Below are 20,386 nucleotides of genomic sequence, written 5' to 3' on the forward strand. Positions count from 1 at the left end.
GCTCAATAGACCTCCGGCACGGTGATGGTGCTGCCGCCGGCCTTTTCGATCTTGTGCTTTTCCTCGCCGGTAGCGACGTCCAGCACCAGTGCCTCGCCCTTTTCGCCGTTCATGTAGAGCAGCGGTTTTTCGGTCTGCGACACTTCGATATTGTTCATCGGGTCTTTCAGCGTGAAGCGCTTCACCACCTTCTGCGCGGCGACATCGACCTGCCACACTTCGGTCCCGGATTCCTTGTGCGACCAATATTCGCCCTTGTGCATCAGGACGAACAGGGTGCCGGTCGCGCGATGCAGCGCCATCGGCTGGCGCCCGCCGGGATACCAGTTGACGTCCAGCGGCTTGGAATCACCGACGCGGACACCGGCAGCCGTCTGGATCGAGAAGGGCGCGGACACGGTGGGCGCGGCGCTGATCTGGGCGGTGTAGATCTGGCCGGTATAGGTCAGGAAAGTGCTGGTCTTCTTCTTCCGGTCATAGGCGAAATTGTCGAAGATCGGATCGTTGGTCGCGTCGAAGAAGGGCGCGGTGTGAGTGATGTCCCCCTTCGTCCCCTTGATGGCGACGGTGGCGATCGATCCGTCCGAACACAGGGCGGAGAAGCCGACGCCGGGATTGGGCATCAGGCTGGCGCAGCCGGGCAGTTCGATCGCGGCGGTGAATTTCTTTTTCGCGAGGTCGACGATGTTCACGCCCGACGTCGGGCTGAAATCATAGACATAGGCGGTCTTGCCATCGTCGCTGACGATGAAATTATTCTTGCGCGATCCGATCAGGATGCGGCCGGGCAGGGCGATTTCGGTGACTAGGTTCAGCGTCTTGCTGTCATAGACGGTCACCATGTCCTGCCGGGTGCCGCGATCTCCCTTCGACCAGATGGTTTCGGCGACATAATAATATTGGCCGGCCGGATCGATCGCCATGTCGGCGAGGCGCCGGGTTTCGACCATGCCCTTCATCTTGCCGCTTTCGCCGTCGAAGATGCTGGTGCCCGGCATGTCCCACCCGCCGTCGACATAGAACCATGTCGGCTTGGGGGGATCGATGGTCATGACATCGGATTCTTCCGGCTCCACCGACGCCTTGGTATCGGCAAGGTCGGCATGGGCGATGGCGGCGCTGCCCAGCAGGAGGGCAGAAAGGGCGGTGGCGAAAATCCTGCGACTGGTGGTCGACATGCTGGCTGATCCCCCTTGATGCCTGCTGCGTCGATGACAAGGTTTGACACTTGTCCAGATTCGGTCAAGGGGGTGAAACGGTCCGGCAATAAATAAATGTTGCGGCGCGATAGATGGTTAGGTGGGGTGGGCAAGCGCAACGTTGCAAATGCCCACCCCGCTGCGACTAAACTCGCTGCGCTCATTAAGTCTCGCAGCCCCTCCCGCTTGCGGGAGGGGCAATTGAAAACCACCCAACAAATCTGCCGTTTGACGGCGCCACGCCGCCTAAGCGGGTTCGAGTTCCCGCACAGGAGCGAGGGCGGCGATGTCGCTGGAAGTCGCGGTGCGGGCCAGCAGGATGAGAGACTGCACCGCGAGCGCGGTGAAGGCCGGCATCCGGTCGGCCCAGGGCTTGCCATGGCCCAGGAATGGCGTGGCGCCCTCCATCGTCGCGCTGATGAACAGGGCGACGGTGCGGACATCATCGTCGGATAAATCGGGATTGATGGCGGTGACATATTCGCCGATCACGCCATGCACGCGCTCGTAAAAGGCCTGCACCCGGTCGGCGACGAATTCATCATGGTTGGCCAGCGCCCACAGCTCGGTGAAGAGATGGGTGGTGCGTTTCGAACTGATATCGTCGAGGCACAGGATGATGACCAGCTTCAGCCGTTCTTCAGCGGTCAGGCCCGGCTTGCGCACGAGGTCGTCCAGCATCTTGCCATAGCTGTCGACCAGCTCGTCCAGCAGCACCTGGATCAGCATTTCCTTGCGCGGGAAATGATAGCTGACATTGCCCACCTTCATGTCGCAACGCGCGGCGATGCGGCGGATCGTGAAGGCGGCAGCCCCCTCGTCAATCAGCACGTCCAGTGCCGCCTTCAATATGGCGTCGACCGTTTCGGTGCCGCGGGCATAGATGCCGGGGCGGGAAGGGGCGAGGTGCTGCGTCATTGCCTTGACAGGCGGTGTAACATTCCTTGCCCGTGCTGGCCAGCAAAGATGGACCGGGGATGGAGGCTTCTTCCCGGTCCTTCGTTGTCTATCCTTCAAATAATTTGATTTCTGCCAGGCGTATGGCCTTTCCGGCGGGTTGGGTGAAGAGCAGGCGGAGCTTGCTGACCGGGCGTTTCGTCCAGTGGATGTCGGTCACGCCATTGGCGACCGGGCTGCCCTTGGGGCTGGCGATGTCGCGCCAGTCGCCATCGACCCAGGCTTGCAGGCGATAATCCTGCGGCACCGCGAACCCCTTGCCATCGGCGAAGAAGGCGAGTTCGGCGCGGGCGAGATTGACCGGCTTGCCGAGGTCAATCGCATACCATTGTTGCGATGCGGCTTTGGTGGGGGCGGAGGACCAGCCATTGGGCAATTCGGGGAAGAACCAGACGCGGCCGTCGATCGCGTCATGGACATTTTCGGCGTCCGTGTTGCTGGAGGCGGAGCCCATGGGGAATTGGCCGCGCACCAGCTGAACAGCGCGGTTGATCGGGCGGGCGATCGGGAGCGTGGCGGCGCGCGTGACCGGCACCTCGACCCGGCCCAGCGTGTCGCGGCGGGCGACTTCGCGGCCATCCACCTCGATCGACAGGCCCTTGCCGCGCTTGTAGTGGCTACCATCGGCGTCCCATGTCACGGCGACCTTGTGGCCATGATAGGGAATGTCCTGCGCGCGGAACCAGGCGAGGGCCTGCGGATCGCGAGCGTCGGGCAGAAGCGGGTTCACTTCCAGCACATCGTCGGCGCGGGGGCGGATGCCGACCAGTCCGGTCAGGATCAGGTCATTGAAGCCGGAATGGAAATAATGGTGGCTGCGGTCGAGGCCGACGATCGGCTTGCCGGTTTCGGGATGATAATCCTCCTCGATATCCAGCCGCCGGTCCTTGCCGCTGCCCTGATAGTGGAGCGCGGCATATTGGCGCAGCAGGCGCATATAGGCGCTGCGGGTGACGGGGCCATCGGCCTTATAATGATCGAGCAGATTGGCCATGGCGTGCAGCACCTGCGTCGTCTGATAGGGCCAGATCGGGCCGTTCCACTGGCATTCGGGCGCGTCGCCAAGATAGCGGTACTGGCGCATATAATATTCGTAATTCGCCTCGACCGTGCGCATGCCGGCCTTGCCAGCAAGCGAGGCGGGATCGAGCAGATGTGCCCAGGCGGCTGCATATTTGGCGTCGTCAGGGACGAGATCGAACATCCACGGCAGATAACCGACCAGCTCGCGATTGCGGATCGGGTCCCAATATTTGACGAAGTCATTCTGCCGCGACTGGTGGCGGTCGATGAAATGGCTGAGCCTGTCGCTCCATAGATCGGTCAGGACGCGCTTTTGCAGGGAGTCGGCGCGGGCGGCATAGTTGGCGGCCATCGCCTTGTTCCCGGCCATTTCCGCCATCTTGGAGAGGGCGCGGGCGTTGGCGAACATATAGCTGTTGACCGAGGGGCGGAAAGCGTCGCCGCCCCGGAACCCGTCCTTGCCGCCTGAAGCGTCGATCGAGGAGACGGTATATTCGGTCGCGTCGAGCAAAGGCTCCACGAAATAGAGGCCCTTGTCGAAGTCATATTTATCGTCCCACAGGCGATAGATATGGTTCATGACCGGCAGGTGCTTCACCGCGTCGGCGCGATCGCCATCGACCAGATAGCGGCCCCATACGCTGTCGGCCATATGATCGGTGAAATGCCGGTCATTGCCGCCGCTGCCATACATGAAATTGATATAATCGTCGGCGAAGCGGCGATCGTTGAGCCAGCGCCCTTCGCCGATATGGAAGCCGCTGGCGTCGTTCAGGCTGGCATAGGGATGGCGTTGCCAGTCGACATCGTCGAAAAATTCGGTGGTGATATAGCCTTCCGCGCCCAGATCACGCTGGTGGCCGCGATAGACCTGCCAGCGATAATAATAGACGGCGTCGATGGTCGGGTCGGCGGATTCGAAGAAGGGGATGCGGTCGCGATACCAGGGCGCGTCATTGCCGAAGCGCTGCGTGGCGATGGCGGCGGTGTCCATCGCAGGGGGTGGGGAGGCAGCGCCGATGCCCATCAGGGCGGCTCCCGCCAGCAGGATCATCTTCATCGCGCGCATCTGTCATCCCTCCTTTGGCAGAAACAAAATGGCGGCCGTAACGGGACTGGAGAGCATCCCGATACGGCCGCCATGTTATGGAGCGCAGCGAGGAGACGCCGCGCCCCATGGGCACTCAGTCAAACTTGAAACGGACGCCAACAGCAAAGGTCCGGTCGATCAGCAGCGTGCTGGAGTTGAACTCGGTCGGATTGCCGACATCGCCAAACTTGTAATAATTTTGCTGCTTCGCCTTGGTGATGTTCACCGCGTCGAAGGTGATGCCGATATCTTCGTTCACATTCAGGGTCAGCTGGAAGTCCAGGCTCTTTTCCGGTGCGCGCCAGAAGCCGATCGGGTTGGCGAAGGAACGGCCTTCATTGCTCTGGAGGAAGCCCTTGCGCCAGATGTAGGACAGGCGGGCACCGATCGGACCCTTATCATAGGCCAACGTGGCGTTGTAGGACAGCTTCGACACGCCGAAGAAGGCCGACTTGGTGGTGCCGGTCATTTCACCTTCGCTGTTCACAACCGGGATCGTCTGTTCGGAATCCAGGATCGTCGCGCTGCCGGTGAAGCCCAGGCCGTCCAGGAAGGCGGGCAGGTAGGTCGGGAAGTAGGTCAGGCCCAGTTCCAGCCCCTTCAGCGTGCCGTTGGAGGCATTTTCCGGACGGGTGATGTTGAAATATTCGGTATAGGTTTCGTTGCGCGGCAGATAATTGTCCGGGACGAACTCACGCGCGGTCAGCGGCACGACCAGGCCGTTGATCTTCCGCTGGAAGAGCGTCGCATAGATGGCGCTGTTGCGTTCGAAATACCATTCGATTGCAAGGTCCAAATTCTTCGAGTGGGTTGCCCGCAAATTGGCATTGCCGGCCGAGCCCGTGCCGAAGCCGATGCGCGACAGATCGCCCGTCAGCGACAGGTTGGGATTGAGATCGCCAAAGGCCGGACGGCGCAGCGTTTCGCCATAGTTGAAGCGGATGCGCAGATTGTCGGTGATGTTGTAGCGCGCCGTGAAGGACGGCAGGAATTTTTGCGACCCGGTGGACACGGTGGTCCGGGCGAAATCATTGCCGCGATCGAAATAATCATAGAGGGTGTCGATCGCCACGAACCGCACGCCGCCCTGCACTTGAAGCGGACGGCCGAAGATTTCGGCTTCCCCATCGGCGACGATATAGGCGGCCAGATTGGTTTCGTTGATGCCGAAGACATGACCGAAGGTCATTTCATCCGACAGGAGCAGGCCGCCATTCGGATAGGCTGCGCGATACAGGGCGCGGATCGCATCCTTGTTCATGCTGCGCGGATCGGCCAGCACCCAGCTGGTCGGAATATCGGCGCGACCGTCGAAGAAGCCGCTGTTGGTGAAGGGGGTGCCTTCGCCCAGTGCGTCGAGCGTGATGCCCAGACCGCCAGCGCCCTGATCGCGGATATAGCTGTCAGCATTGCGATTATCATAGCGGAAGCCCGCCTTGATGCGGCGCAGGAAGCCTTCGTCCCAGCTATATTCGCCGTCCAGCATCAGGGTCAGCGCGTTGCCGGTATTCTTGGTGCCGCTGTCGAACAGGTTGCCGACGGTCCAGGCCGATGCGTCGGTCAGGACACCCTGATTGCCAAAGCTGTAAGAGGGCAGGCCGCCGCCAGCGTTGAAATCGATATCCAGGTCGAGCGGACCGCGATCCGTACGGATGGCGAAGAAGGAGGTTTCGTTCTTGCTGTCCTGATAGGCGACATCGGCGGTGATCTTGCCGCGTTCGCCCACGTCCCACTTGGCGTTCAACGCATAGACATAGCTGTCGGTCTTGTTGGTCGCCATGTCGCCGCTGTTGAAGCCGGCGACTGCGCCCAGTTGCCGCGACTTGATGATGTTCGTACCTTCATACAGTTCGAAGCTGTTGGCGACATCGGCGGGCAGATTGCCCCACCAGTCGGCGAAGCTGAAATGCAGGCTATTGAAGGTTTCGCCGCGGAAGCCGGTGTAGAAGACTTCGGCGGTGTAGACCGAACTGTCATTGGGCGCCCACTGGAGCGCGGCGTTGATCGAGGGACGCTCCCGCTTGCCATAGAGGTCCGACGCGATGACGGCGTCACGCGACAGATAGTAGGGGACTTCCACGCCGTTGATATTTAGGGTGGAGCCAGCCGCCGTGGAGAGGCCGGCGTCGAGGCCGGGCGTCCAGAGATTGCCCTGCGGGTTGGCGGCTGTCACGGCACGGCAGTCCTGCGTGAACAGGCGCTCCAGAGCACCCCAGGGGGCTGGGTTGCCGCCGCACGAGCCGGGCGTGATGGGCGGGCGGGCACCGTTCGCAGTCAGGAACGGCACCATCGCGCCGGCCTGGAGATTCTGGTTGCGATACTGGGCCTTGGTGTAGCTGCCGTTGATCAGGAAGCCGATGTCGCCGATGCCGGTTTCCCAGCGGTCGCTGACGAGCAGGGCGACGTTGGGATTGAACTTGTCGGCCAGCTCCGAATAGATGCCGCGCGCCAGACCGGAGATGGTGAAGCCGTCAAAATCGAGCGGACGGCGGGTCTGCACGTCGATCTGGCCGGCGAGGCCACTTTCCAGCTGGTCGGCCGAGCGGGTCTTGTACACGTCGACCTGCTTGACGAGGTTCGCCGAGATATCCTGCAACGCGAAGGACGTGCCGGCGGCCGTGAAGATATTGCGGCCGTTGAGCGTGGTCAGCGGGTCGGTCAGGCCGCGGATCGAGATGGTGGCCGCTTCGCCACCGGCGCGGTCGGTGACCTGAATGCCGGTCACGCGCTGGAGCGCTTCGACGACATTATTGTCGGGCAGCTTGCCGACGTCTTCCGACACGATCGAATCGACGATCTGGGTGGATTGCTTGCGGACGTTGAGCGCACCGACGATGGAGGCGCGGACGCCGGTGACGACTATGTCGGCGGCTTCGTCATCGCTCTGGGCGACCTGCGGTGCGGCAGCGGCAGGCGTTTCCTGCGCATGGGCGGCGCCTGCGAGCATCAATGCGAAAATGGAAGCGGAACCGAGCGCGATTGGCTTGATGGCCATTATACTATCCTCCCCTGAGCTGGCGCCATACGCCATGCATGAATTACTCGGACTAATTATTGCTCCGACAAATGAAGCGCAAGAGGGAATTTTTGCGCGGGGCATATGAAATATGTCGAAATGTGATATTAATGCCGCATCCAGAAATCGCGGCCTTTTTCCACCCGTCTCCGCTACATTGGCAAAGAAAAACGAGCGCCTCGCTGGTGGCGGGGCGCTCGTTTGCCATTGAATAGTCAGACTTAAGTTGTCAGTCGAGATGCCACCATGCGCTGGGGTCACGGCTCGCCACCAGCGTCAGCTGGCCTGCGGCATTGCCGATCGCCTTGCCCGGCACGGCGATCGACACGAAGCGCGCGGCGTGCAGCGTCTTTTCGTCGAAGCGCACGAACTGGCTGCGGAGGGCGAAATCCGCGCTCTTGCTGTCAGGTTGCAGACTCAGCGATCCGTCCTTGCCGGCGACCAGATAATGATCGGGCATCAGGATGGGGGATAGCATCACGCTGCGCGCGCCGGCGCGGCCGGGCGTCTGGCGGAACTGGGTCTGCGCCAGCGACGGATTGCCCAGCATCAACTGCGTACCGTCATGGGCCATCAACTGCGCCGGGTTGGTGGACGAAATGAAGCGTTCCGGCAGCGGGCCATTGCCGACCGGCACGCCGAAATCGGGGGTGCCGTCGGCCGTGTAATAGAGGCGCTGGACGCGGGTGTGGCGATCCGGGTTGAACAGCGGGTCGCCCTGGATCGCCTCATAGTCACGGCCATGATAGACGAGGATGTCGCGGCCCTGTTCGTCCACGGTGAAGCTGTTGTGGCCGGGGCCATAGACGCTGGTCGCTTTGTTGGTGACGAAGACCGGCTGCGGCGACTTGGTCCAGCTCTTGGCGTCCAGCAGGTCGGCATTTTCGTCCGCCGTCAGCAGGCCAAGACAATAGCGCGCATCGGTGGCGCTGGCCGAATAGGTCATGAACAGGCGGCCGTTGCGATGCAGGACGGCGGGGGCTTCGGCCACCTTGTAGCCGCGTATTTCCCAGTCGAGCGTGGGGACGGTGAGGCGGGTCGCTTCGGTCGCCAGCTTCAGCGGGGATTCCAGCTTGGCGATATAGAGATTGCTGTTGGTGTCGATGCCCGGCTCCTTCTGGGCCCAGGCGAAATAGCGGACGCCCTTGTGCACGAAGCTGGTCGAATCGAGGTTGAAACTGTCCCAGGGCGCTTGAAATTCGCCCAGCACGCTCCATTTTCCGGTCATCGGATCGGCGCCGTCGCAGGCCACGGCATAGGTGCGGATGCGGAACACATCGTCCCCGCCGCCGCTGGGGCCGGCGGCGAAATACATATACCATTTGCCGTCGATCTGGTGGAGTTCGGGCGCCCAGATGAAGCCGGAACGCGGGCCGCTCGCCTCATGCCGCCACAGCACGGCTTCCTTGGCGGTGGCAAGGCCCGCGATCGTCTTCGACCGGCGCAGGACCAGGCGATCATATTCGGGGACGGAGCCGGTCAGATAATAATAGCCGTCATCATGACGGAAAACCTGCGCATCGGCGCGCTGCTTGACCAGCGGGTTGCCGGGCACCGGCGCGGCCGCCTCGGCCGAAGCGGTACGGGCGATCGCCGGCGCGGCCGAAAGCGCGGCGGCGCTGCCGATGAAGCCACGGCGGGACAGGGTGAAGGGCATCAGAGTCTCTCCGAAATGCGGCATGGAAATATAATCAGACAATTAGGTCAATAATCGGCCTGGGGCCAGCCGTCAGCCCCCCAGCGTACCGGCGCGATGCGCAGGGTGGGGGCGCCGTTCGCCTGTTTGTCATAGGCATGGTAGACGACATAGTCTTTGCCATCCTTATCGTGGAGCCAGCCGGCATGGCCGGGGCCACGGAAGCGCTGCTGTTCCTGAAGATCGGCGCGCAGGAAGATGGTGCCGCCGCCTTCCATCAGCGGGCTGCCATCCTTGCCCAGATAGGGGCCGGTGATCGCTTTCGACCGGCCCATGACGGTGTAATAGGTGCTGTTCACGCCCTTGCAGCAATAATCATAGCTGACCATCAGCCAGTAATAGCCGCCATGGTCGACGATGAAGGGCGCCTCGACCGGGGCCGGGCCACCGGCCGGGGCAGGGCGGCGGGCGATGGAGAAGGGCCTGGCCTGCGGATCTTTGGGCTTGCCGGTCTTCGGGTCCAGTTCGAACAGCTTGATGCCGGTCCAGAAACTGCCCAGCGTCAGCCAGTGGCGGCCATCCCGGTCGATGATGAAATTGGGGTCGATGGCGTTATAGTCGTCGTCCTTCGTGGACAGGATGACGAGGCCTTCGTCGCGCCAGCCATAATTTTTCGCCTTGGGGTCCAGCGTCGGGCTGGTGGCGAGGCCGATGGCGGAGCGGTTGGAGCCGAAGGTCGAGACGGAATAATAGAGGCGATAGCGGCCGTTCACATAGCTGATGTCGGGCGCCCACATGCCGTCGCTGCCGGGGATCGCCTGCTTCGCCCAGTCGGGCAGGGCGGTGAAGATCGGATCGCCCGCCGTCCAGTGAATGAGGTCGGGCGAGCTGCGCGTTTCGATCAGCCGCTTGCCATGGCCGGTGCTGAACACATGATAGGTGTCGCCTTCGCGGGCGATGACCGGATCATGGGTGGGGACGAGATCGCCGGTCAACTGGCTGTTGAGCGTCGTTCCGGCAGGCTGTGCCGCCGATTGCGCGCAGGCGGGGCCGGTCAGGAGGGCGAGGCCCAGCAATGTCACAAGCGTCTGCCGCTTCATGCGGGCCTCTCCATTCATCATCGCATCAAGGGGATGGAGCGGGCGGTAATTCCACCCACCGCCCGCTCCAAACAGGTTATTGCAGTTCCAGCACGACCACCGACTTGGCCGGCAGCGTGACGGTCAGCGTGCCGCCGCTGACCTGCGCGCCGGTGAAGGCGACAGGCTTGACGGTTTCGGGCGCGTCGAAGCTGTTGAGCGAATTGATCGCCGGCGCGGTCAGGATGCGGCCGGTGACGGTCGCGGCGTTCAGACCGTCCAGCTTCACCGTGACGGTGTTCGACTGGTTCGGGTCCAGGTTCGACAGGCCGACATGGACCTTGCCATCCTTGCCCTTCACGGCCGAACCGCTGACGGCCGGCATATTGAACTGATCCTTGGCATACCAGGGCGACTGGATGTCGATCGGCAGCACCGTCGCATCCTGCCAGGGCTTGTACATTTCGAAGACATGATAGGTGGGCGTCAGCACCATCTTCTTGCCGTCGGTCAGGATCATCGCCTGAAGCACATTCACCATCTGCGCGATCGCGGTCATGCGGACGCGGTCGGCATGTTTGGCGAAGATGTCGAGATGGATGGAGGCGACCAGTGCGTCGCGCAACGTATTCTGCTGGCGAAGGAAGCCCGGATGCGTGCCCGGGTCCTGCGCATACCAGGTGCCCCATTCGTCGACCGCCAGGAACACGCGCTTGGCCGGATCATATTTGTCCATGATCGCGCTATGCTTGGTGATCAGCTCGTCCATATGGACCGCGCCGGACAGGATATTGGCCCAGCCAGACTCATCGAAGTTGGACGGATCGCCGATCGGCGGGAACTGGCTGTTGAGCAGCGTATAATAATGGAGCGAAACGCCATCGAGCTGCGGACCCGCAACGCGCATCATGGTTTCGGTCCAGTTATAATCGTCAACATTCGCACCGGCCGCGATCTTCATGATCTTGGTGCCGCGCGGCGCCTTGACGAAGGTGGCGTAGCGACGGGTTTCGTCCGCCGCGAATTCCGGGCGCATATTGCCGCCACAACCCCACAGCTCGTTACCGACGCCGAAATAGGGGACGGCCCAGGGTTCCTTATGGCCGTTCTTGGCGCGCAGGTCCGCCAGCGTGCCCGCGGGCGAGGTCATATATTCGACCCATTCCGCCATTTCCTGCGGCGTGCCGTTGCCGACATTGCCCGCGATATAGGCTTCCGCGCCGACCTGCCGCAGCAGTTCGAAAAATTCGTGGGTGCCAACGCTGTTGGGTTCGGTCACGCCGCCCCAATGGGTGTTGATCTTGACCGGGCGGTTCTTCTGCGGGCCGATGCCTTCACGCCAATGATATTCGTCGGCGAAGCAGCCGCCGGGCCAGCGGATGACCGGCACGGACAGATTCTTGAGCGCGGCGATCACATCGTTGCGGAAGCCGTTGGTGTTGGGGATCGACTTGTCGTTGCCGACATAGAGGCCGCCATAAATGCCATTGCCCAGATGCTCGGCAAACTGGGTGAAGACGCGCTTGTCATAGACCGCGCCGGGCTTGTCGGCGTGGATGGTGGCGCTGGTCGGCTTGCCGTCCGTATCGGCCTGAGCCGGCTGCCAGGCCAGAGCGCTGGCGCAGAGCAGCAACGCAGTGGCGGTGCGGCGCAAGGTTTTTGTCATGTCCGTCCTCTCCCTGTGGATAAAATTGTGAATGAATATTGGATAAGTCAGTCGTGAAAGGCGTCCGTCGTCTCTCGCGTGCCGCGCAGGAAAGCGTCGGCGACCAGCCGCAGCGGGCTGGTGTCGACATCCGACCGGCCGCCCCGGATCAGCGTGGCGAAACGGGCATAGAGGCCGGCATATTCCACATCCTCGCCATGTTCCGTGCCGCTGGGCAGGGTCAGCACCGCGCCGCCATGCGACAGTTTGAGCGTGCCGGCGTCGGTTTCGACGACGATGTCCCAGCTTTGCGGGCCGGTCTGGCGCCAGTCGAGGTCCATGTGGATCGGCGCGCCCGCCGTGTCGCGGAAGGCGATGTCGGCGGCGATCGGCGCTGCGCGGTTTTCCGGCAGCACCAATGTCGCATCCTTCAGGAAGAAGGGGCGTGGCAGGATATGGGTGACGATCGACAGGGCGTTGATGCCCGGATCGAACACGCCAAGCCCGCCGGGCTGCCAGATCCATGCCTGACCCGGATGCCAGACTCGAACATCCTCGCGCCAGATGATCGACACTTTCTCGATCCGCCGTTCGGCCAGCCAGGCGCGCGCAGGGGCGACCCCGGCGGCGAAGCGGCTGTGCCAGGCGGCGAACAGGCTGACGCCGACCTTGTCGGCCTGCGCCTTCAGGGCCTCCACCTCTGCCAAAGTCGCGCCGGGCGGCTTTTCGAGGAAGAGGTGGACGCCCTTCTTCAGCGCCTGCGTCGCCAGATCATAGCGGACCTGCGGCGGGGTGCAGAGCGCGATCGCATCCACCGCCGGTCCTTCGGCGAGCAGCGCGTCCAGACTGGCATGGTGCGGCACGCCGTCCAGACCCCCGTCATGCGGGCTGACGGTCGCCGCCAGGCTGAAGGCGCTGTTGCCCCGGATCGCCGGCACATGCTGATCGCGTGCGATCTTGCCTATGCCGACGATCGCGATACGGATCGGGTCCATGGAAATCAGAGCGCCTGAACGGTGACCTGAACGGGGGCGGCGCGCTTGAGCGGATTGCGCACCGGCAGGGTGAAGGGGGCGGCGATGATTTCGAACACGTCGCCTTCCTGCGGGACGATGCCGTCGCTGAACGACAGGGTCGCGGTGCCGAAGAAGTGGACATGCACGTCGCCCGCGCGGCGGAACAGATCATATTTGAAATGATGATGTTCCAGATTGGCGAAGCTGTGCGACATATTGCCTTCGCCCGACAGGAACGGCTTTTCCCAGATCACTTCGCCGTCGCGCAGGATGCGGCTGGCGCCTTCGATATGCTCCGGCGGCGTGCCGACCAGCAGTTCCGGGCCGAGCGCAGCCTGACGCAGTTTCGAATGGGCGAGCCACAGATAGTTATGGCGCTCGGTCACATGGTCGCTGAACTCGTTGGCGAGTGCGAGGCCGAGGCGATAGGGGGTGCCGTCTTCGCCGATCAGATAGATGCCGGCCAGCTCCGGTTCCTCGCCGCCATCCTTGGCGAAGGCGGGCATGACGAGCGGATCGGTCGGGCCGACCAGCTGCGAGCCATCGCCCTTGTAGAACCATTCGGGCTGCTGGCCGGTTTCGCCAGCGGCGGGCTTGCCGCCTTCCAGACCTTCCAGGAACATGCGCATCGAATCGGTCAGCTTTTCAGCGGCGGCGGCTTCGCGGTGCATCTTGTCGCGACCCTCGGCGGAGCCAAGATGGGTGAGGCCGGTGCCGGTGAGTTGGACATGGGCGCCATCTTCATGATCGATCGGCGCGAGCAGGCGGTTCGCCTCAAATTCGGCGGCGATGTCGACGGCATCGCCCTTGCCGGCGGCGTCTACGGCCGCGGACAGGCTGATCTTCTGCGCGATCGCGTGCAGCGCCAGAGCGCGGATGGTGGTGAAGCCCGGCACGAAATGAGCGGCATCGCCCTGCGCGGCGATGACGGCCCGTTCGCCAGAGTCCGAACGATGCTGCAACAGGCGCAATGTCATGAAAATCTCTCCTCCCGCACGCCCGGCCGGGCGTCGTACACGTCAAAAGCCGCTTCCCCGCGCACCAAAAGAGCCGTTCCGGGTGGAGCGGCGCGGCGACGGTGAATCTTCTAATTACTCCGACATATTACAGGATGGTGGTAATGGCAATGCTTCTATTGTAGCGACGGATATGCCTTATTGGGGTGAGGCGAGAGGAGCGGTGATGGGAAAGGAAAATCCGTCTTTGCAGGATGGTGAGACGGACAAGGAAGGCAGCGCCAAGGCGGTTCGAGGTCCGGGGCGACGGCTGCACGGCGCGATCGCGCACAAGCTGGGCATGGCGATCTTGTCGGGGCAATATCAGCCGGGCGACACGCTGTCGGGCGAAGTCGCCTTTGCCGAGGAACTGGAAGTGTCGCGCAGCGCCTATCGGGAGGCGATACAGGTGCTGACCGCCAAGGGGCTGGTGGAAAGCCGGCCCAAGGCGGGGACGCGGGTGCTGCCGCGCAATCGCTGGAACCTGCTGGACCCGGAAGTGCTGGCCTGGGCCTTTGCCGGGGAGCCGGACGTGCAGTTCGTGCGCGACCTGTTCGAGCTGCGCGCGATCGTGGAACCGGCGGCCGCGCGGCTGGCGGCGCAGCGGCGCGACAAGGACGACCTCAAGATCATGAAGGATGCGCTGGCCGCGATGCGCCGCCATACGCTGGCGACCGAGGCGGGGCGCGCGGCGGACCGCGATTTCCACAATGCGATCCTGAACGCGACCCGAAACGACGCGCTGCTGGTGCTGACCGCCAGCATCGGCGCGGCGGTCAACTGGACGACGCAATATAAGCAGCGCGCCCGCGCCCTGCCGCGCAATCCGATCCCCGACCATGTCCGCGTCTATGATGCGATCGCGGCGGGCGATCCGGTCGCGGCGGCCGAAGCGATGGGCGTGCTGGTCGATCTGGCGCTGGAGGATACGGCCAGCGCGATGGGGGGATAGGGGTCAGCAGCGGTTTCTGGCTGGCGTGGCGTGCATCTGTTCCTCGTAAATATGTCATGTGTCTTCGGCGCAAAAGGACCAAAGTAAGATACGCTGGCCTATTTTCTCGGTGCCCAATTGTGGACATCGGAAAGATCATGTCTATCTCTGCTATGGGCTTCAGTTATTGCATATCGCTTCAGGTGCGTCATCCGGATGCTGATCCAGACGATATTATTCACGAGATAGGTCTCCCAGTGCGGCGAAGCTCGAAGATGGGCGAGCCACGCTCTACGCTGCGTGGCGCACCGTTGCCGGGGCACTACGATATGACCTTTTGTGTCTTTGATCTTGGTGTTGGTGCCGATGGTGAGTTGGCTGATCACCTTCGCAGTCGGATTGCTACGCTTATTCCCAAGCGGGAGTTCTTGCATGAACTGCGGGCCACCGGAGGCTCACTCAACTTGTTCATCACATGGACAGTAGGAGAACGGGGTGAGGTGTTTGATTGCACCCTACTCTCCGATTTGGTCAGCTTGGGCATTGATCTAGGGATCGAGCCTATTAGCGCTGATTGAGTGACCGCAAATTGGCTTTGCCTTTCGCAAGGCAATAGTACCTTGGCCCCAAATCCGCCATCGGGGCGCTATGCGGGTGATGGCGCATCCCTGTCGCCGTAGATGAAAGCCGTCAGCCCTGACCGCAGCTTCACTTCGCGGCGGACATAGTCGACCTCATAGGCGTCGGCGCTGGCGATGTCCTGTGGGGTCAGGCGGAAGAGCAGGCCTTCGACCGCATCGGCGGGATCGTCGCTTGGCTCGACCATGGGGTGCCAGCGCGTGCCGCTCTTGGCGATGACATCGGGATCGGTGATTTCGATCATACGCTGACGAAAGCCGGGGATCGCATCCGGCGTGCCGTCGACCGGGCGGCCGAACAGGGCGATCTGCACTTCGCGCTGGCGCAGCGTGCCATAGGAAAAGAGCAGGATGTCGGCCATGGCGGAGTCTTTCATGCGCTGGGATGCTGGCGCGATAGGCCGACGGGCGGGAGGCGCAAAGCAAAAAGGGCCGGAGCGGCATATCCGCTCCGGCCCTTTTCTGTCTTGGGCTATACCTTCCGCCCCTTATCCCGCGATCTGCTGATCGGGCAGGGCGTGGGTCGTCTTCGATCCCCACAGGGCGTAGAAGAGGACATAGAGTTCGCAGGCGGCGGTCAGCAGGAAGCTGGTCTGAAGGCCATAATGGTCCGCCAGATAGCCCTGCACCACCACCAGCGCGCCACCGGCGATCGCCATGATCAGCAGGCCGGAGCCTTCTTCGGTCAGGGGGCCAAGCCCCTTGATGCCGAGGGTGAAGATGGTCGGGAACATGATCGAATGGAACAGGCCGACCAGGATCAGCGACCACATGGCGACGGGGCCGGTGGTGAAGACGGTGACCATCATCACGATGAAGGCGCCGATGGAGAAGGCGGCGAGGACGTGGCCCGCGTCGAACTTCTGCATGATTGCCGAACCCGCGAAGCGACCGACCATCATCCCGCCCCACAGGAAGGTCAGGTAATTGCCGGCCTGCTCATGCGTCAGATTGGCGATGGTTGGCTGGCTGACGAAGTTGATGAACAGGTTGGCGACGCCGATTTCCGCGATCAGATAGATGAAGATCGCGGGGATGCCGAACACCAGATTACGGTGGTTCCAGAGCGAATATTTCTTGCGCTCTTCCTTGTTGTGGCGCTGCGTCGCGTTGCCCATGGCCGGCAGCGGGAAGCGGGCGATGACGATGGCCAGCACTGCCAGAACGACCGCGACGATAACATAGGGCAGAACGACTGACTGGGCGTCGGCCAGACGTTCGGCCTGCGTCAGGACGACTTCGCCCTGCGCCGTGCCGCCCTTCGACCGGCCCAGGATCAGATAGGCGCCGAACATCGGAGCCAGCATGGTGCCCGCCGAGTTCATCGCCTGCACCAGGTTGAGGCGCGAGGAGGCGGTTTCAGGCTTGCCGACGACCGCGACATAGGGGTTTGCGGCGACCTGAAGCAGGGTGATGCCGCTGGCGATCACGAACAGCATGACCAGGGTCACGCCATAGGAGGGGATCGACGCCGCGACTGTCATGCCCAGCGCGCCGGCTGCCATGATGAGCAGGCCTGTGACCATCGACTTTTGATAGCCGACCCGTTCGATCAGCTTGGCCGAAGGGATGGACGCCACGAAATAGGCGATGAACCAGACCGATTCGATCAGGGTCGTCTGGGTGTAGCTGAGGTCGAACACGCTGCGCAGATGGGGCAGCAGCGTATTGTTGATGACGGTGATGAAGCCCCACATGAAGAAGAGGCTGGCAAGTAGCGCGAGGGCAGGGCCGTAGCGTGTGCCGGGGTTATGCGTTGCGACGGGCGCAGCGCCTGACGAGATCGGTCCTGCCATTCATCCTTCTCCAGTGCAGTTCCAGTAGCATGCGACCCGATCAAGGGTTGCGCCTGCTTATTTTGTCGGAGTATATCCCCCGTAACCGCCCGTCAATGGGCGCGCGTTTTTACGGGAGGAAGTCCATGCGAAAGGTCGTCGATTTTAAAACAGCGTTGTCATGCGCCATGCTCCTGTCCTTGGCAAGCGGCACCGCCTTTGCGGCCGACGCCAGCCGTGCGCCGGCCGGCACCGCCAATGGCGCGGCGATCGAAACAATCACGCTCAGCAACGGCGCGGGCGTGTCGGCGAAGATCCTGACCTATGGCGCGACGCTCCAGTCGCTGGTCGGCCCCGGCAAGGACGGCAAGAGCGCCGACGTGCTGCTGGGCTATGACGACCTGAAGGATTATGTCGAGCATCCCAACTTCTTCGGCGTGACCGTGGGTCGCTATGCCAATCGGATCGCGGGCGGCAAGTTCAGCCTCGACGGGAACAGCTATCAGCTTCCCCTGAACGACAAGGTCAATTCGCTGCACGGCGGCGGCAAGGGCTTCGACAAGCAGGTGTGGAAGGTCGTGTCGCTCAAGAGCGGCCCCAAGGCCAGCGTCGTGCTGGGCCTGACCAGCCCGGACGGCGAGTCGGGCTATCCGGGCAAGCTGGACGTGACCGTCACCTATACGCTGGATGAAAGCGGCAATCTGGGCATCGTCTTCGACGCGAAGACCGACAAGCCGACCATCGTCAACATGACCAACCATGCGATTTTCGATCTGGGCGGTGAGGGGTCGCCCGATGGCGCGATGGGCCATTTGCTGACGATCCCGGCCAAGGCCTATACCCCGGTCGACGCCAACCTGATCCCCACCGGTGAACTGAAGCCGGTCGAAGGCGGCGTGTTCGATTTCCGCACGCCCCGCCGCATCGCCGACGGGCTGCGCGATGGTCGTGATCCGCAGATCATCGCCGGGCGCGGCTACGATCATAATTTCGCGCTCGACAAGGGGCTGACCAAGACGCCGGAACTGGCCGCGCGGCTGGAAGATCCGGTGTCGGGCCGGGTGCTGGAAGTGCTGACGACCGAACCGGGCGTGCAATTCTATACCGGCAATTTCCTGGACGGCACCTTCATCGGCAAGCAGAGCCATGTGTACCGCATGGGCGACGGCATTGCGCTGGAGCCGCAGAAATTCCCGGATTCGCCCAATCAGCCGAGCTTCCTGTCGGCCCGCGTCGATCCCGGCAAACCCTATCATCACGAGATGATCTATCGCCTGTCGGTGGCGCGCTGATGGCGGAGTGGCGGCTGATCGAGCGTGACGTCGCGGACACGCTGGGGGAAGGGACGCTCTGGTCGGCGCGCGGCAACGCCGTCTACTGGGTCGATATCCTGGCCCCGGCACTCAACCGGCTGTCTCTGGATAGCTGCGCGATCGAGCGTTTCGCCATGCCCGAGCCGCTGGGCTGGGTAGCGGAGCGCACGGTCGGCGGCTTCATCGGCGGCTTCCAGAGCGGCTTTGCCGAAATCAGCCTCGATCCGCTGACCATCACGTCGTTCGGCAATCCGGAACCGCATTTCCCCGGCAACCGGATGAATGATGGCAAGGCGGATGCGCAGGGGCATATCTGGTGCGGCACGATGGATATGAGCGAAGAGCATGATCGCGGCGCGCTCTATCGTCTGGCGCCCGATCGGAACTGGACCGTGGTGGACAGCGACTATCGCGTGCCTAACGGCCCTTGCTTCTCGCCCTGCGGCCAGTGGCTCTACCATAGCGATACCGCCAGGAAGCAGATGTACCGCTTCCGCCGCACGGAGGAAGGCGCGACCGAGCGCGAGCCGTTCATCCAGTTCGGCGAGGAGGATGGCTATCCCGACGGCATGACCGTGGATGCAGAAGGCCATATCTGGGTCGCCCATTGGGGTGGCAGCCGGATCAGCCGCTTCACGCCCGAGGGTAAGCTGGACCGCGCCATCGCCATGCCTGCGCGGCAGGTGACTAACATTACTTTCGCGGGGCCGAATCTGGACCGCATGTTCGTGAGCAGCGCGACGATCGGACTGGACGATCCGACGCCTTATGATGGCGGCTTTTTCGAGGTGGAAAGCGGCGTGCGCGGCTTGCCGACGCATCTTTACGCGGGCTGATCTTCCTGTGGTGATGTCAGGGGCGCGGTTGCTACAGGGCGACCGCGCCCTTTCTTTTGTCCGGCGCATAAATGCTGTTGCACTGGACGCGCGAATCTTCTAGATCGCCGGGACAACGTTGTCATACCTCTCCAAGTAAGGCGACGTTGCGATCCCGGACGGCCCACTGGCGAACTGCACGCGTCATGGTCGTCCGGGACATTTTTTGCCCGCCATGACGGGTCTTTCCCATTTTTCAGCCGGTTTCCAGTGCGTCGAGCGCCAGCGCTATCGCGCCCAGCGGCCCTGCCTGATCGCCCAGCGCAGGCGTGCGGACGATCGTGGCGACGCTGTCGGCGGTGACGAAGGGGAGATAGCCGCCCAATTGCGTCACTAGCTTCCCGCGCACCCGGTCGAGCAGGTCGGCGCGCCCCATGCCCACGCCGCCACCGATCAGCACCTGTCGTGCGGCCGTGGTCAGCAGGATCGTGCCGACAAGCTGGGCGATATCATGCGCAACATTGTCCCAGCGGGGATCATCGGGGCTGATCCGGTCGCCGCTCGTGCCGAATCGCTTCGCCAGAGCGGGGCCGCTCACCAGCCCTTCGATACAATCGCCATGAAAGGGGCAGGCACCGGGGAAATCATCGCCGGGCGCGCGGCGGGTCAGGATATGGCCCAGTTCCGGGTGCATCGCGCCATGCAGCGCGCGGCCATGCAGAGCGAAACCGCCGCCAAGGCCCGTGCCGATCGTGAGGTAGCAGAGGGCATCGGAGGTGGTGCCAGCCTCCATCCCCGCGCCCCAGCGCAGTTCGGCCAGCGCCGCGCCATTGACGTCGGTATCGATCGCGGCCGGGCAGGGGAGCGCTCCGGCCAGCGCGCCATAAATGTCCGCGCCGGTCCAGCCCGGCTTGGGCGTGGGCAGCATATGGCCGAAATCCGTCGCGGCCCGATCAAGTCTTAGCGGGCCGAAGGAGGCGATGCCCAGCGCCGCGAAGGATGCCTTTGCGTGCCATTGGGTCAGCAGGCGGGCGGCCTGACCCAGCGTTTCCGCTGGGCTGGTGGTGGGGATCATTTCGCGATCTACGATGTGCCGTCCGCGCGCGCGCAGCACGACGACTTTGGTGCCGCCCAGTTCGACGCCGGCCAGAAGCGGGGCGTTTGCGTCAGTGGGGTGCATGTCGCTGTGATCGGGTTGGGCCATGGTCTGGCCGTCATAGGCAAGGGGGAACGGCCATGCCAGCCTCTTGGCCGACAA

At 63.0% G+C, this 20,386-nt stretch carries 16 protein-coding genes; 4 read left to right on the top strand and 12 right to left on the bottom strand.

All coding sequences use genetic code 11. From position 1 onward, the window contains the following. Positions 1 to 2: 2 nt before the first annotated feature. From BMY84_RS20520 to araD1, 9 genes are all read right to left on the bottom strand, one after another. Positions 3 to 1,178, bottom strand: coding sequence for an amine dehydrogenase large subunit (locus BMY84_RS20520; RefSeq protein ID WP_093086169.1), 1,176 nt, complete (start codon positions 1,176 to 1,178; stop codon positions 3 to 5). A gap of 267 nt (positions 1,179 to 1,445) precedes the next feature. Next, positions 1,446 to 2,117, bottom strand: a complete 672-nt coding sequence (locus BMY84_RS20525; RefSeq protein ID WP_093086171.1) for a TetR/AcrR family transcriptional regulator — start codon at positions 2,115 to 2,117, stop codon at positions 1,446 to 1,448. 88 nt (positions 2,118 to 2,205) lie between these two features. After that, on the bottom strand, positions 2,206 to 4,248 hold the full coding sequence (locus BMY84_RS20530; RefSeq protein WP_093086172.1) for an MGH1-like glycoside hydrolase domain-containing protein: 2,043 nt from the start codon (positions 4,246 to 4,248) through the stop codon (positions 2,206 to 2,208). 115 nt (positions 4,249 to 4,363) lie between these two features. Continuing rightward, complete coding sequence (locus tag BMY84_RS20535; protein ID WP_093086174.1) at positions 4,364 to 7,264, bottom strand: TonB-dependent receptor; 2,901 nt, start codon at positions 7,262 to 7,264, stop codon at positions 4,364 to 4,366. A 250-nt stretch (positions 7,265 to 7,514) separates the two neighbouring features. Beyond that, positions 7,515 to 8,942: a glycoside hydrolase family 43 protein gene (locus tag BMY84_RS20540; RefSeq protein ID WP_093086293.1), complete on the bottom strand. Its 1,428-nt coding sequence runs from the start codon at positions 8,940 to 8,942 to the stop codon at positions 7,515 to 7,517. Between the two features lie 47 nt (positions 8,943 to 8,989). Beyond that, positions 8,990 to 10,021: an arabinan endo-1,5-alpha-L-arabinosidase gene (locus tag BMY84_RS20545; protein ID WP_093086175.1), complete on the bottom strand. Its 1,032-nt coding sequence runs from the start codon at positions 10,019 to 10,021 to the stop codon at positions 8,990 to 8,992. A gap of 76 nt (positions 10,022 to 10,097) precedes the next feature. Next, positions 10,098 to 11,666 carry an alpha-N-arabinofuranosidase gene (locus BMY84_RS20550; protein ID WP_093086177.1) on the bottom strand — a complete coding sequence of 523 codons (1,569 nt, stop codon included), beginning with the start codon at positions 11,664 to 11,666 and terminating at the stop codon, positions 10,098 to 10,100. 47 nt (positions 11,667 to 11,713) lie between these two features. Beyond that, positions 11,714 to 12,640 (bottom strand): Gfo/Idh/MocA family protein, encoded by a 927-nt coding sequence (locus BMY84_RS20555; RefSeq protein ID WP_093086178.1) that lies wholly within the window; start codon positions 12,638 to 12,640, stop codon positions 11,714 to 11,716. A gap of 5 nt (positions 12,641 to 12,645) precedes the next feature. Further along, positions 12,646 to 13,638, bottom strand: a complete 993-nt coding sequence (gene araD1 / locus BMY84_RS20560) for an AraD1 family protein (protein WP_093086180.1) — start codon at positions 13,636 to 13,638, stop codon at positions 12,646 to 12,648. 205 nt (positions 13,639 to 13,843) lie between these two features. On the opposite strand from araD1, the gene BMY84_RS20565 reads away from it, so the two are divergent. Then, complete coding sequence (locus tag BMY84_RS20565; RefSeq protein ID WP_177204105.1) at positions 13,844 to 14,608, top strand: FadR/GntR family transcriptional regulator; 765 nt, start codon at positions 13,844 to 13,846, stop codon at positions 14,606 to 14,608. Positions 14,609 to 14,745: 137 nt separating this feature from the next. Further along, positions 14,746 to 15,165 (top strand): hypothetical protein, encoded by a 420-nt coding sequence (locus tag BMY84_RS20570; RefSeq protein WP_143075110.1) that lies wholly within the window; start codon positions 14,746 to 14,748, stop codon positions 15,163 to 15,165. 68 nt (positions 15,166 to 15,233) lie between these two features. Here the strand turns inward: BMY84_RS20570 and BMY84_RS20575 are convergent, their stop codons facing one another. Further along, the gene (locus BMY84_RS20575) at positions 15,234 to 15,602 is read right to left on the bottom strand and encodes a gamma-glutamylcyclotransferase family protein (RefSeq protein ID WP_256215333.1); all 369 of its coding nucleotides are present in this window, start codon (positions 15,600 to 15,602) and stop codon (positions 15,234 to 15,236) included. A 111-nt stretch (positions 15,603 to 15,713) separates the two neighbouring features. Beyond that, positions 15,714 to 17,021 carry a sugar MFS transporter gene (locus BMY84_RS20580; RefSeq protein ID WP_093086184.1) on the bottom strand — a complete coding sequence of 436 codons (1,308 nt, stop codon included), beginning with the start codon at positions 17,019 to 17,021 and terminating at the stop codon, positions 15,714 to 15,716. Between the two features lie 125 nt (positions 17,022 to 17,146). Between BMY84_RS20580 and BMY84_RS20585 the strand changes: the two genes are divergently transcribed. Next, the gene (locus BMY84_RS20585) at positions 17,147 to 18,292 is read left to right on the top strand and encodes an aldose epimerase family protein (protein WP_093086186.1); all 1,146 of its coding nucleotides are present in this window, start codon (positions 17,147 to 17,149) and stop codon (positions 18,290 to 18,292) included. Continuing rightward, positions 18,292 to 19,149 carry an SMP-30/gluconolactonase/LRE family protein gene (locus BMY84_RS20590; RefSeq protein WP_093086187.1) on the top strand — a complete coding sequence of 286 codons (858 nt, stop codon included), beginning with the start codon at positions 18,292 to 18,294 and terminating at the stop codon, positions 19,147 to 19,149. Before BMY84_RS20585 ends, BMY84_RS20590 begins: the two co-directional genes overlap by 1 nt. Positions 19,150 to 19,384: 235 nt before the next feature. On the opposite strand, the gene BMY84_RS20595 is transcribed toward BMY84_RS20590, so the two are convergent. Beyond that, positions 19,385 to 20,308, bottom strand: coding sequence for an ROK family protein (locus BMY84_RS20595; RefSeq protein ID WP_093086296.1), 924 nt, complete (start codon positions 20,306 to 20,308; stop codon positions 19,385 to 19,387). Positions 20,309 to 20,386: the final 78 nt, after the last annotated feature.

The organism is Sphingobium sp. AP50 (assembly GCF_900109095.1).
Classification (GTDB): Bacteria; Pseudomonadota; Alphaproteobacteria; order Sphingomonadales; family Sphingomonadaceae; genus Sphingobium.

Bases quoted from the DNA above. Each gene is read 5' to 3' on its own strand.
- BMY84_RS20520 (WP_093086169.1), bottom strand. From the start codon at position 1,178: ATGTCGACCACCAGTCGCAGGATTTTCGCCACCGCCCTTTCTGCCCTC.
- BMY84_RS20525 (WP_093086171.1), bottom strand. From the start codon at position 2,117: ATGACGCAGCACCTCGCCCCTTCCCGCCCCGGCATCTATGCCCGCGGC.
- BMY84_RS20530 (WP_093086172.1), bottom strand. From the start codon at position 4,248: ATGCGCGCGATGAAGATGATCCTGCTGGCGGGAGCCGCCCTGATGGGC.
- BMY84_RS20535 (WP_093086174.1), bottom strand. From the start codon at position 7,264: ATGGCCATCAAGCCAATCGCGCTCGGTTCCGCTTCCATTTTCGCATTG.
- BMY84_RS20540 (WP_093086293.1), bottom strand. From the start codon at position 8,942: ATGCCCTTCACCCTGTCCCGCCGTGGCTTCATCGGCAGCGCCGCCGCG.
- BMY84_RS20545 (WP_093086175.1), bottom strand. From the start codon at position 10,021: ATGAAGCGGCAGACGCTTGTGACATTGCTGGGCCTCGCCCTCCTGACC.
- BMY84_RS20550 (WP_093086177.1), bottom strand. From the start codon at position 11,666: ATGACAAAAACCTTGCGCCGCACCGCCACTGCGTTGCTGCTCTGCGCC.
- BMY84_RS20555 (WP_093086178.1), bottom strand. From the start codon at position 12,640: ATGGACCCGATCCGTATCGCGATCGTCGGCATAGGCAAGATCGCACGC.
- araD1 (WP_093086180.1), bottom strand. From the start codon at position 13,638: ATGACATTGCGCCTGTTGCAGCATCGTTCGGACTCTGGCGAACGGGCC.
- BMY84_RS20565 (WP_177204105.1), top strand. From the start codon at position 13,844: ATGGGAAAGGAAAATCCGTCTTTGCAGGATGGTGAGACGGACAAGGAA.
- BMY84_RS20570 (WP_143075110.1), top strand. From the start codon at position 14,746: ATGTCTATCTCTGCTATGGGCTTCAGTTATTGCATATCGCTTCAGGTG.
- BMY84_RS20575 (WP_256215333.1), bottom strand. From the start codon at position 15,602: ATGAAAGACTCCGCCATGGCCGACATCCTGCTCTTTTCCTATGGCACG.
- BMY84_RS20580 (WP_093086184.1), bottom strand. From the start codon at position 17,021: ATGGCAGGACCGATCTCGTCAGGCGCTGCGCCCGTCGCAACGCATAAC.
- BMY84_RS20585 (WP_093086186.1), top strand. From the start codon at position 17,147: ATGCGAAAGGTCGTCGATTTTAAAACAGCGTTGTCATGCGCCATGCTC.
- BMY84_RS20590 (WP_093086187.1), top strand. From the start codon at position 18,292: ATGGCGGAGTGGCGGCTGATCGAGCGTGACGTCGCGGACACGCTGGGG.
- BMY84_RS20595 (WP_093086296.1), bottom strand. From the start codon at position 20,308: ATGCACCCCACTGACGCAAACGCCCCGCTTCTGGCCGGCGTCGAACTG.